The organism is Thiothrix caldifontis (assembly GCF_900107695.1).
GTDB classification, from domain to species: Bacteria; Pseudomonadota; Gammaproteobacteria; order Thiotrichales; family Thiotrichaceae; genus Thiothrix; species Thiothrix caldifontis.
Map to the genome: position 1 here is coordinate 145,018 of NZ_FNQP01000007.1, position 12,756 is coordinate 157,773.

Consider the following 12,756-nt stretch of genomic DNA (forward strand, 5'->3'; position numbering starts at 1 on the left):
GACACTAGTTAATTGAATTGCTCCGTATGTGTCCATTCAGCATGTTGGGTGTCTCCGTAAAATAAGGTTGATAATGGTGAGAAAGTGTAGCGGTAATGTTGTTAAAGTCAATAAATTTTTGGTGAGCGCTACTTCTCCTCCAACTCCACCACAATCGCCCCGCACGGACATTCCTCCGCGCACAGCCCGCAGCCCTTGCAGTAGTCGTAGTTGAACGCGAACCGCTTGCCCGCCCCCAGCTTGATCACCGCACTATCCGGGCACACGCCGTAGCAGTTGTCGCACTCGAAACAGTTGCCGCACGACAAACAGCGCCGCGCCTCGAACAGGGCATTGCTTTCATCCAGCCCGCCCACTACTTCGTCAAACGTGGACTGGCGGCGGATAATGTCCAGCACCGGGCGCACAGTCTTTTCCGCATCGGTGTAATACCAGGTGTTGAGGCGCTCGAAGGTAGCAGGCTCATGCTTGGGCGCAGGCTGGTAACTACGTCGATGGCGGTATTGCCGCCGCCGTACACCAATCCAGCAGATGCGCAATCATGCAGCAGCCAATCTGTTTGCTCATCTGCACCACTATCCTGAATGCAAAGAACAGCAGCGACTTTGCCAGTCATTGCCCCTGATATTCCAAATCAACCGCCAGTTGTCCAAGCAGGATGGCAGGAACGGTTTGGGGGCGATTGCGGTATGCGTACTATAAAATGAGTAATGGTACAATCAACGGTTCACTTATTTTGTTTGTAATAACGCATGCCAGATGGACAACTTGCAAAGGAACCCCCCCAATAAAGATGAGTTACACCAAACCATGGAAAAGCTATCAGGCTCAACTGGAGCAATTGAAATCGCGTGGAATGCTTGTCACGGATGAAGCAAAAGCTCTCGATAAGCTGGAACGAATTGGCTATTACCGCTTAAGCGGTTATTGGTTTCCCTTCCGGGAACGAAGCGAGGTTTGTTGCCCTTTAGAGGCACCGATCAACAGGAAAAAGTTCAAGCGTGGTGATACGGATAAGCTGTTATTCGATGACTTCAGGCCAGGAGCAAGTTTCGAGAATGCCGTTGACCTATATGTATTTGATAAAAAACTGCGAATGCTTGTACTGGATGCACTGGAGCGCATTGAAATTGGCCTACGAGTCGATATTAGCCATCGCTTGGGAGAAAAAGACCCCTTCGCTTATCTGAAGCCAGATCTGCTGTTTGATGATTTCGCCCATAAATTGGATCCAGTTTCCGGGCTGACGGAATACCATGAGTGGCTGACAAAACATGCAAGCCTCATTTCCCGCTCGAAAGAGGAATTCATCAAACACAACAAGACAAAGTATGGATTGCCATTACCCATCTGGGTAGCATGTGAAGTTTGGGATTTTGGTTGTCTTTCGATGCTGTTCAAAGGTATGAAAGAGGAGGATCAGGATGCTATCGCTATCAAATATGGCGTCAGTAATGGGCGAGTATTTGCCTCCTGGCTGAGGAGCTTGAACTACCTGCGCAATGTTTGCGCTCACCATAGCCGTTTATGGAACCGGAATATCGTCGATCAGCCCAAACGCTCACCGCGTGGAGAAGTTTGCTGGGTCGACCATTTTCAAGACAGTGCTCACGGTTTGGCTCGCCCGTTTTTGCTGTTTTGCATTGCCAAACATTTGCTGGATGTGATCAATCCAAGTTCAAGCTGGGGGCAACGCTTGAAAGAACATTTGCTGACTTTTCCACAGTTAGACCATCTGGACTTGAATCTTCAGGGGATGGGAACCGTTTCAGGATGGGAGCAGTGGAGTTGGTAAAAGGTGAATATTATCATACAGATAATAAAAAACCCCTTAGCAATCTCCCTGCCGAAGCAGTTCAACCGAAAGGGGCCGTGTTGTAGGCAAGTATAGCGTAAAGGCTGGAGTATTAGCAAAATCCGTTTTGCTGCAAATCCTTGATTCGCACTACCATCGAACGGTTCCGGTCAAACGGGGATGTCCTGAAACCCACAGTTCCGGAAAACGTGCGGACACTATCATCTAGTGGATGCGTGATCACACAGCCACAGCCAATCTGTTCGCTGATCTGCACCGCTGTCCTGAAAGCGAAGAACAGCAGCGACTTTTCCAACCCTTGTTCCTGATACTCAGGATCAACCGCCAGTTGCCCAAGCAGGATGGCAGGAACGGTTCGGGGGCGATTGCGCTGTTCGGATTCTGGCAGGAATTCGCGGCAGATTTCCGCAGCCGTCAGGGAAACGAAACCAGTGACTTTGCCTGATCCGGTATCGCAAATGACATTGGTGCGGGAAACGCCGAGCTGGTGATAGTTGCAGAGCGGAGATTTCCTTGGTGGGTGCATTCAGACATGCTTCAAACTGCTCCCACACGGGGATGAAAATTTCGATGATACGCTGTTCCATTACTTCCAGTTCGGCGGATTCCACGGATTCCACGGCTTTGCGGCGCACGAACTCGCTTAGGGTGGTGTGCGTCTGTTTCCAGCAGGTTGCGTTCGGTTTCGTTGACGCGGACGCTGAGTATGGATGGCGCAATCCTCTGCCAGAGCATTGTCATACAACAGCATACACTGAAATCATTTTATTGACATCAGCGAAACAATTGACGCATATTTTGATAAAATCGTTTGCTGGAGCTTACAATTAAACGTACTGAAATTTGCAATGAAGAAATTCTCTAGAAAGAAAAAATTGAATCCCGACCAGACTGAGCTATTTTTAGATACCGATGCTCGCCCTTTATTTTGGCCTCCAAACGAAGATTTTCCTCTCAATATTCCTAGCCAGAAGAGAACTGTTCTTAAGCAAGTTAACACCGACATTAAAGATAGTGATGATTATTTGATCGCAACGGGATTTACCTCGCTTTCTCATATTATAGATTCTTTTGGGAAAAATGAGTTAACAAGTCACTTAGACTCAACCAAGATAATTTTAGGTTGGGAGCCTAATGTATTTAAAAGAAAAACATGGGGAAAGTCTGATTTAAAAAATGAAATCAAAGACTATTGGCTTGAGCAGGGATATTCTATATTCAAGGGTGGCAATGTAATTAAAATTATTGAGCTAATTAAGGCCAAGAAAATTCAGTTTAAAATTCTTGATCACTTACATGCAAAAATATATGTCGGCAATAAACATGTAATTCTTGGCTCAGCAAATTTCAGCATTAACGGACTCAAGCAACAGCAAGAAGCAAATATACGCATAATGGACAGCCCTGAGGGAACCACTGAACATTATCAGTATGATAGCATCCGTCAAATTGCAGAGAACTTTTATCGTCAGGGAGCAGACTACACAGAAGATATTATAAAACTTTTACAACAGTTGCTGTCTCTAGTTTCATGGCAAGAAGCTTTGGCAAGAGCCATTACGGAACTCGTTGATGGGAATTGGTTTGACGAATTGCCTGAGTTACATGAAAAAATAAGCTCCATTAGTCTATGGCCCTTGCAGCAAACTTCTTTGTTGCAAGCCTTTTATGTTTTGCAAAATCAAGGGTGTGTTTTAATTGCTAACCCTACGGGTTCTGGCAAGACAAAATTAATTGGAACACTTTACATCTCGCTGTTTTACTGGCTATGGGAAACAGGTCGAAAAAATAAAGCAAATGCCTTAATAATTTGCCCGCCAATTGTAACCAGCAACTGGGATAAAGAATTGCTAGATGTAAAATTCACTTACTCATCTCCATTATCAATGGGTTTGCTGAGTCACAATAAAAGTTCAAATTACCAAAACACGCTTAAAAGAATACAGCTTGCAAATATACTCATAATAGACGAAGCCCATAACTACTTAAATATAAAATCTCTGCGCAGTGAGAGTATTTCTAAACACCTTTCAGATTATGTCATACTCTCTACAGCTACTCCAATAAATAAGAAGGCAAAAGATCTACTCAGGCTTATTGAAATACTAGATATTGATAATCTAAATGACAATGAATTGGAACAGTTCAAAAGACTAAAAAAAACAAAATCTCTACAGAACGAAAGCGATCTAGGAAATTTACGCACCTATATACAAAAATTCATAGTTCGACAAACAAAAAATCAAATTAAAGAGTTTATAAAGCATGAGCCTGAAAAATACATAAATAAATTTGGCATACCCTGTCAATACCCAGAAGCCATTAACAATACTTATGATACTAGGGAAAGCGAAGAAGATAAAGAAATTGCAAACAAAATAAACGAGCTTGCCGATCAATTAAAAGGGTTGTTATATTTAAGGAAGCTGGAGTTTTCTGAAATTTATCAGATTACCGAAGAACAATATTTGGAGATGCGTCTTAAAGCCGCAAGATCACTATCAGTTTTCATGATCCAAGCAAAATTACGATCTTCCAAAGCAGCAGTAGTTGAGCTTATTGAGGGTACAAAATGTGCTGTCGATTACTTTAAATTCAAATCCAATAAACCCCTGACAGGAAATTTCTACAAAAAGATTAATGACTATAAAAATATTCTTCCAGAACATAATCTTAAAAAGGTGAGTCCTCCGATTTGGCTTGTTAATGAAGAGGAATATATTCAAGCCTGTGAAAAAGAAGCTTCTATTTATGCGAAAATTTCCAATTTATCAAAAAAAATATCCGACTCAAGAGAGATTGCAAAAATCAAAGAAATGACTGGATTATTTAAGGAGTCAAAAAATTCAATAATTATTGCGTTTGATAGTACAATTATTACCTTGGACTACCTGAAGAACCTGATTGCAAAAAAGCATCGCGAAATAGAGACAGTGGTGGTCACTGGAAATACGCAAAGGAATGATATTTTGCAGAAATTTGAATTGGGTTCAAAAGCCAATAATTTATTGGGGTTGTTTTCCGACTCCATGTCAGAAGGAGTTAATCTTCAACAGGCGTCTGCCTTATTTTTTTTAGACATGCCAAGCGTATTAAGAATTGCTGAGCAACGAATAGGTCGCATTGATCGACTTGACAGTCCTCACAAAAAAATCAACATTTTCTGGCCAAATGACTCTGATGCATTTGCATTAAAAACCGATCATCGACTTTTACGAACCCTTGCAGATACTGAAATTTTAATTGGTTCAAACTTTCAAATACCTGATGAATTAATGCAAAAATATCATAGTCATGGTTCTCTAAAAATCATTAGACCCCATGATATGCAAAAAGATTTAGAAAAAATGGAACAAGATGATTTTTTATGGGGTGACATGAAAGATGCTTTTGGTGCGGTGCATAATTTATACGATGGACTGAACCCACTAATTGAAAAATTGCATTATGAGCAACTTAAAAATGTTAATGCATCTGTGAAGTGCAAGTTGAGTATTTTGAGTTCAAATCAGAATTGGATATTTTTGGCTATCCGAGGGAATAAAAAAACTCCCTGTCAGTGGTATTTTATTGATTCATTGGGCATAATACATTTTGAGTTAAATGAGATTTGCAATTTGCTACGCCAGCATCTAGATAATTCAAACAACGAGGAGTCAGCTTGGACTGAAGAAACGACCACTGCACTTAATCATTATTTAGAAATAATTCAAAACAATGAAATCAGGGTATTACCAAATAAAAAAAGGCGAGCACTAGAAACTGCAAAAGCAATTTTGGAAAAATTAAACTCCAACAAAAAGACAAAGCACCCCATACTTAAAAAAATATTGGAGCTTTTTAAGCCAGCCTCTATTGATAAAGAGTATAGTATAGATTACTACGGGTTTTCTCAGTTGTGGATTGATCTATTTTCGCCTTACCTAAGAAACAAACGGCAAACATATAAAAAAAGAGTGATCAGCATAGGCGATTTGCAAACAGGTTCTTATTTTCAGGAGTTCACTGAAGAAGAAATGAAACCAGAGAAACTTCAGGCAATTTTAGAGAGGGCACCATACAAGAAGTCTTATTGGAGAGAAATTAGTGCCTGCATTATTGGCATTGCCTCATGAAGAAAATTAGTGATTTACAATAATCGAATTAAGTACATCTATTCAGAAAAGGCAGACACGGAAGTCTGCCCTTACATTACACCCCAGCGCTATTTATCTTCCAATTCCACCACAATCGCCCCGCACGGACATTCCTCCGCGCACAGCCCGCAGCCCTTGCAGTAGTCGTAATTGAACGCAAACCGCTTGCCCGCCCCCAGCTTGATCACTGCACTATCCGGGCACACGCCGTAGCAGTTGTCGCACTCGAAGCAGTTGCCACATGACAAACAGCGCCGTGCTTCAAACAGGGCATTGCTTTCATCCAGCCCGCCCACCACTTCATCGAAAGTGGACTGGCGGCGGATAATGTCCAGCACCGGGCGCACGGTCTTTTCCGCATCGGCATAATACCAGGTGTTGAGGCGCTCGAAGGTAGCAGGCTCATGCTTGGGCGCAGGCTGGTAAAGCTCGCCACGCAACCACGCATCAATCGCCCGCGCTGCCTTCTTGCCATGCCCGACCGCCACGGTCACGGTGCGCTCGGAACCCGCCACCATGTCGCCCCCGGCAAACACACCATCATGACTGGTCATCATCACTGCGTCGGTTTGCACGCTATCCCACTTCATGGTCAGATTGGGAATGTGTTCCAGCAAGGTCTGTTCCACATTCTGCCCCAACGCCAGCACTACCGAGTCGGCAGGCAAGGTCTCGAATTCGCCAGTCGGTTGCGGGAAACCTTTCGCGTCCAGCGCCATTTTCTCAATCGTGATGTTGCCTTCCCCGGCTTCGGTGATGGTGGAAAGCCACTTCAGTTTCACCCCTTCTTCCAGCGCCTCTTTCACCTCGAAATCGTGCGCAGGCATTTTGTCGCGGGTGCGGCGGTAGACGATGATGGATTCTTCCGCCCCCAGCCGCTTGGCAGTACGCGCCACGTCGATAGCCGTATTGCCGCCGCCGTATATCACCACCTTGCGCCCCAGCAAGGGCTGGCTGTCTTCGACTTCGTGCAGCACGCTGACCGCATCGGTGATGTGGCTGGCATCGCCCGCCGGAATGTAGGCACGTTTCGCAATCCCCGCCCCAATGCCGAGGAATACCGCGTCGAAACCTTCCGCCGCCTGCATTGCCAACACATCATCCACACGGGTATCGAGGCGCAATTCCACCCCCATGTCCACAATGCGCTGCACTTCGGCATCCAGCACCTGACGCGGCAAACGGTAGCGCGGAATGCCGTAACGCATCATGCCGCCTGCCGCCGTTTCTGCCTCCACAATGGTCACGCCATGCCCCATGCGGCGCAAATGGTAGGCAGCGGACAAACCCGCAGGCCCTGAGCCGACTACCAGCACGCGCTTGCCGCTTTCCACCGCAGGTTTGGCAAACGCCCAACCCTGTTTCAAGGCTTCATCGCCGAGGAAGCGTTCCACCGCATTGATGCCGACCGCTGCGTCCAGTTGCCCGCGATTACATGCGCCTTCGCAGGGGTGGTAACACACCCGCCCCATGATCGCAGGCAACGGATTGTTTTCAGTCAAGCTGCGCCACGCCGCTTCGTAATTGCCCGATTCGGCATGGAACAGCCAGTTCTGGATATTCTCCCCCGCCGGGCAGGTGGCGTTGCAGGGCGGCAAACGGTCAACGTACACCGGGCGTTTGCTGCGCCACGAGCCGGTATGGTTGGCAAGGCTGGTATTCCTGTCCAGCGTGATGGCGAACGGTTTTTCGATCTGCGTACTCATACGGCAGCCCCCCTCTTTTCCAACAGTTTGAAGCGGCGGATATTGCGGTCGGCAATCGCCTGCAATTGCGCAATCACTTCCACTTGTTTGGGATTGCGGAACAAATGCGCGAAACGTTTTTGCAACTTCAAATAATCTTCCACCGGCACTTGCTCGCGGATGGCGCGATGTCCGGTAATTTCGCCGTGTTCTGCTTCAAACACCGGGAACAGGCCGGACTCAATCGCCAGCCGTGCCAGTTTGATGGTATGCGCCGGATCTGCACCCCAGCCCAATGGGCAAGGCACATGGATGTGGATGTAACGCGCCCCGTGAATGCTCATCGCCTTGGTGACTTTCGCTTCCAGATCGCGCAAATCGGCGACGGAGGCGGTCGCCACGTAGGGGATTTCATGCGCCATCGCAATCAGCGGCACGCTCTTGCCCTTGCCGAACACATTACCGTTGGGGTGTTGCCCAACCGGCACGGTGGTGGCAGTGCGGGCAGCAGGCGGGGTGGCGGACGAGCGTTGCACCCCGGTATTCATGTAGGCTTCGTTGTCGTAGCAGATGTACAGCACGTCATCATTGCGCTCAAACATCCCCGACAGGCAACCGAAACCGATGTCAGTGGTGCCACCGTCGCCGCCTTGCGCCAGTACGCGGGTTTTCGTCCCCTTGACCCGCTGCGCCGCCGCCACGCCGGTAGCGACCGCAGCGGTATTGCCGAACAGCGAATGTATCCACGGCAATTGCCAGGATGATTCCGGGTACGGAGTGGAAAAGACTTCGAGGCAGCCGGTAGCGTTGCAGGCAATCAGGTCATTGCCCGCCGCCCGCATCGCTGCGTCCACCGCAAAACGTGCGCCCAGCGCTTCGCCGCAGCCCTGACAGGCGCGATGCCCGGAATTGAGCGCGTTGGTGCGCTGCATCCCCGCCTGCACGCTGCGTTCAGCTTCAGACAGCAGACGGTTGCCGACGGTGAAAGTGTCGGTCTGGTAAAACTTGATGGTGGTTTCCATTATTGTTGTTCTCCTAGCGAATCTGACTGGCGACAGTGCCGACACTGTGCAGGATGTTTTCCGCAATCGGCCCGGAACGGCGTCCGGCTTCCATGCGTGCGATTTCCTCATGGACGACATCGTGCTTGAGGTCGAGGAATTCCAGCCGTTCCAGATGGCCTGCGTCGGCACGGTGGAACAGCTTGCGCAGGGAATCTCGGGTAATCGGTCTGCCGCCCAAGCCTGCCACCACGGTATGCACCGGCTTGTGCAAGCCTGCCACCGCCATCTGCACGTCGGTGGCAACGATGCCGCCGATGCCGAGCGCGAGGGATTTTTCCACCACCACGATACGTTTGGCGTGTTCCAGCGCATTGCGTACTGCCTTGTGCGGAAACGGGCGGTACGTGCAAATCGCCAGCGAGCCGATCGACATGCCTGCCTCACGCAACTCATCCACCACATCCTTGATCGTGCCGTTGACCGAACCGAGGGCGACCACAATGGTGTCGGCGTCTTCGCTGCGGTACGGCTTGATCAGGCCGCCGGAATCGCGCCCGAATTGCTCCTGAAAGGCTTCCGCCAGTTCCGGGATCAGCCCCAGTGCCTGCATCTGCTTGTAATGGGCGAGGTAGCGCACTTCCATGAAGGCTTCCGGCCCGACCATCGCGCCGATAGTGACGGGGTGGATCGGATCAAGGAGTTGGCGCGGCTCGAACGGTGGCAGGTAAGCATCGACCTGTTCCTGCGCAGGAATATCTACCCGCTCGTAGGCATGGGTGAGGATAAAACCATCCACGCATACCATTACCGGCACTGAAAGTTCTTCCGCCAGCCGGAAAGCCTGGATATGCAAATCGGCGGCTTCCTGATTGGTTTCGGCGTAGAGCTGAATCCAGCCGGAATCGCGCATCGACAGGCTGTCTTGATGGTCGTTCCATATATTGATCGGCGCACCGATAGCGCGGTTGCCAATGGTCATCACGATGGGCAAACCAAGGCCGGATGCGTTGTAAACCGCTTCCGCCATGAACAGCAAACCTTGGCTGGCCGTGGCAGTGTAGGAGCGTGCTCCGGCAGCACTTGCACCGATAGCGACTGACAGCGCGGCGAATTCGGATTCTACATTGATGAATTCACACGGGCTAATCTCGCCCCGATCCACCATTTGCCCCAAGCCTTCGACAATGTGGGTCTGCGGGGTAATGGGGTAGGCGCAAATCACTTCCGGGCGGCACAGGCCGATGGCTTCGGCGATGGCTTGGGAGCCTTCGATCTGTTTCAGCATGGGTTTCCTCCCTGTAAGGTGGCCTGCACTTGGGCAAAGGCGGCTTGCGCAGCGGCGATGTTCTGTTCGGCAATCTTGCCGCTGAATTTTTGGCGGATGGCGGCTTGCAACGCTTCCATCTGGATCAGCCCTGTGAGCGCAGCGAAACCACCCAGCAAGGCGGCATTGGGCAACGGACGACCGACGTACTTGAGAGCCAGTTCGCTGGCGGGAATGACGCTGATGCGTTCGCCGGGATGCGTTTGCAAGAAGGTGTCCAGCCCCAGTTCACTTAGCGAATGGTTGGAATTGATGAGGATGTAACCGCGTTCCGCCAGCCCTTCAAACAGGTTGACCTGATGCAGCAGACCGGGGTCTTGAATGATCAGCGCGTCGGGGGTGAGGACGGGTTCACGCAGGCGGATTTCCTTATCGTCAATACGGCAAAATGCCATGACAGGTGCGCCCATGCGCTCGGAGCCGAAGCTGGGGAAGGCTTGCGAATGTTTGCCTTCGACAAAGGCAGCGATGGAGAGCATTTCGGCGGCAGTGACAACGCCTTGCCCACCACGCCCGTGGATTCTGACTTGAAACATGTGGTACTCCCTTCTAGCGAAGATGAAAGCGTATTTCTTATCTCTTATGCGCCGTCATCCTAGCAGCTTTGGAGGAAGCTTTACTTGATGGAAGTCGGGAAAACGCCCATTCAGCTCTTCACACCACCACCAAACTTACCAAATAGCTCCATCCACTGCTTAAACACATCGGTATTTCCCGCAACACCCGGCTTGAAAAATACCATCGGATCGAAACCTTCTGCACCCTCCTGCATTTTTTTCAGCATTTGTGCCATGACTTCGCGATTGAATTCCTGCACATCTGGCAGCCCCATGACACGACGCAGTTCTTCTGGCGTCATATCGACATTGACGGTGATATTCATGGTTTACTCCCTCTTGTTGCAATGCACTCATTTTGCCACAAATTCGTTTATCGGGTTTATATTGCCTATAATCAGCTAAACCCTTGCAAAGGAATCGGGCAATCATGGCTGAACCAACCCCTGCTGAGTTACCGGTGTGGCGTTTGCGACTCCAAACGCTACAACACTACGGACAAGCGCTACTGCTTCGCTCACTTGATGTCATGCGCTTGCTGACGGAACGCATTATGGGGTTTTTGCGCCTGTTTGCCACACTGGGCTTGCTGTTGATTGTACTGTTTGTGGTGTACAAAGCGGTAGAAAGTTCGCAACTGGTATTGGTCAAGCCCTTTGCAGTGCCTAAAAGCATGACGGATCGCCATTCGGATGCCGGACGGGTAATTGCCAATGCGCTGAAACAGGAGTTATTGCTGGCTGAAGCCGATATTTACACCACCGTCAAACGCACGAGCCGTAATGGCAAGGTCACAATCGACACCGTAACCGGCAATACCGAAGATTATTTACTGGGTGCAAGCATTAAATTACCGGAGACGGGGATTTCCATCAACGATGTGGTGGAATTCATTGCCAGCTTGTTCGGGCGGCGCAATATTACTGGCACGGTTTACCAGGATCAGGGCAAGCTGTTTCTGCAAGTTGAGCTGGAAGGACGCATCTTTGGTTTTGAACGTAACCTCGGTACACGCGACCCGAATGCCTTGAACATGGATTTGCTGAGTGAAATGTTGCGTGAAAGCCGTCAGCGCTTGTTAAGTGTCGCTTCGGAAAGTCATAACCTGTATTACTATTGCAGTGGGGAGGCGGATGCCAGTGAGCACCCTGATAGCCAATTGGGACAATGGTTTGAGTATTGTTCACGCCTGCAAAGCAGCCAGATTACCCCGGAAAGTTTGGGACAATTGTTAGCCGAATTGCATTCTGCCCGATTACACAATATCGCGGGCAATAATGACACGCTGCGGCATATTCTTGGGCAAATCACGGGCAATGCCTTGGATAAGACCCAGCTCTTATGCCCGGATTATGCCATTACCAAGGTTTGCGAAGCCTCTGCCACACCGGAAATGGCGCAAATCGCAGTGCGTATCCCTGAGCCGAAGCGTGCACCTGCGGTGGCTCCGCTTGCCTTTCCCGCGCTACCCGATGCCAGTGACTTCCAAGCAGACAGTTTGACGATGCGCAGCATGGTGCTGGTCACACCCCAGATAGCCTTACCTTCTGTCAAAGCCTTGCAAGCGGACTGTGCCGCCAAACCGCCAGCCAAACCACAAGAGATTCTCGGCTCCAACCGTACCGAAGGCGATGCGACGTTGCTATTCAATAACAACCGCCCGATTCAAGCCGTGGAGAAATACGCGCAAGCCATCGAACAACACTGCGGCAATGTGTTTGCCTGGGCAAACTTGGGCGTGGTGTTGATGTCAGTTGAACCACCATTACGCAGTATTGAGGAAGCACAAAGCGCGTTGGAACAGGCGGTCAGCCTCAACAACCGCATCGACTGGATACAAAACAACCTGTGCATTGCACGTGCGTGGGCGGCTCCGCTGGAAACATTGCCCACCATGATCGCCAATGAAGCCTGTAATGCAGCACGCACTTTAAACCCTGCCAACAAGGTGATTCTCGACAAACAGTTTTACCTGGCCTTGGCTGAGCGTTACGTCATGGAAGGGCAATACGATACAGCGGCTGACACCTACAAAGCAGCCTTGAGTGCAGATAGGAAACGGGATTGCAACACCAGCAAAGCCATCGAGAAACTGGCATTATTGGAAATAGAGCACGGCATCGCGGGGGGAAAGCAGGCGGCTTGCGAAATTTTACAAGACGCCTTGCCCTTACCGGGCGGGAAGATCAGCGCGTGTGAAGCACAACTTGCTGCTTTCCAATGCCCATAGATGC

Annotated in this window: 11 protein-coding genes; 4 read left to right on the plus strand and 7 right to left on the minus strand. The window is 49.5% G+C overall.

Annotated elements, in window-relative coordinates; translation table 11 throughout:
• Positions 1-128: 128 nt before the first annotated feature.
• Complete coding sequence (locus tag BLV87_RS07735; protein ID WP_245706950.1) at positions 129-539, minus strand: 4Fe-4S binding protein; 411 nt, start codon at positions 537-539, stop codon at positions 129-131.
• Here BLV87_RS07735 and BLV87_RS19305 point away from each other — a divergent pair.
• Together BLV87_RS19305 and BLV87_RS07740 are read left to right on the plus strand one after the other, a co-directional pair.
• Positions 532-702: a hypothetical protein gene (locus BLV87_RS19305; protein WP_175517878.1), complete on the plus strand. Its 171-nt coding sequence runs from the start codon at positions 532-534 to the stop codon at positions 700-702. The two genes, BLV87_RS07735 and BLV87_RS19305, sit on opposite strands and share 8 nt — an antisense overlap.
• 91 nt (positions 703-793) lie before the next feature.
• Positions 794-1,795, plus strand: coding sequence for an Abi family protein (locus BLV87_RS07740; protein ID WP_093067100.1), 1,002 nt, complete (start codon positions 794-796; stop codon positions 1,793-1,795).
• 112 nt (positions 1,796-1,907) lie between these two features.
• On the opposite strand, the gene BLV87_RS07745 is transcribed toward BLV87_RS07740, so the two are convergent.
• On the minus strand, positions 1,908-2,342 hold the full coding sequence (locus tag BLV87_RS07745) for a GNAT family N-acetyltransferase (RefSeq protein ID WP_175517879.1): 435 nt from the start codon (positions 2,340-2,342) through the stop codon (positions 1,908-1,910).
• 322 nt (positions 2,343-2,664) lie between these two features.
• Between BLV87_RS07745 and BLV87_RS07755 the strand changes: the two genes are divergently transcribed.
• Positions 2,665-5,931, plus strand: coding sequence for an SNF2-related protein (locus tag BLV87_RS07755; protein WP_093067102.1), 3,267 nt, complete (start codon positions 2,665-2,667; stop codon positions 5,929-5,931).
• Between the two features lie 89 nt (positions 5,932-6,020).
• Here BLV87_RS07755 and BLV87_RS07760 read toward each other — a convergent pair whose 3' ends face one another.
• From BLV87_RS07760 to BLV87_RS07780, 5 genes are all read right to left on the minus strand, one after another.
• On the minus strand, positions 6,021-7,658 hold the full coding sequence (locus BLV87_RS07760; protein WP_093067104.1) for an NAD(P)-binding protein: 1,638 nt from the start codon (positions 7,656-7,658) through the stop codon (positions 6,021-6,023).
• On the minus strand, positions 7,655-8,659 hold the full coding sequence (locus BLV87_RS07765; protein WP_245706951.1) for a thiamine pyrophosphate-dependent enzyme: 1,005 nt from the start codon (positions 8,657-8,659) through the stop codon (positions 7,655-7,657). The genes BLV87_RS07760 and BLV87_RS07765 overlap by 4 nt, the downstream gene beginning before the upstream one ends.
• A gap of 13 nt (positions 8,660-8,672) precedes the next feature.
• A complete protein-coding gene (locus tag BLV87_RS07770; RefSeq protein WP_093067106.1) occupies positions 8,673-9,926 on the minus strand; it encodes a transketolase C-terminal domain-containing protein in 1,254 nt (417 codons plus the stop codon).
• Positions 9,920-10,501: a 2-oxoacid:acceptor oxidoreductase family protein gene (locus BLV87_RS07775; protein WP_093067108.1), complete on the minus strand. Its 582-nt coding sequence runs from the start codon at positions 10,499-10,501 to the stop codon at positions 9,920-9,922. Before BLV87_RS07775 ends, BLV87_RS07770 begins: the two co-directional genes overlap by 7 nt.
• A 110-nt stretch (positions 10,502-10,611) precedes the next feature.
• Positions 10,612-10,848, minus strand: a complete 237-nt coding sequence (locus BLV87_RS07780) for a DUF6489 family protein (protein WP_093067110.1) — start codon at positions 10,846-10,848, stop codon at positions 10,612-10,614.
• Between the two features lie 104 nt (positions 10,849-10,952).
• On the opposite strand from BLV87_RS07780, the gene BLV87_RS07785 reads away from it, so the two are divergent.
• A complete protein-coding gene (locus BLV87_RS07785; protein ID WP_093067112.1) occupies positions 10,953-12,752 on the plus strand; it encodes a tetratricopeptide repeat protein in 1,800 nt (599 codons plus the stop codon).
• The last annotated feature ends 4 nt before the right edge of the window (positions 12,753-12,756 follow it).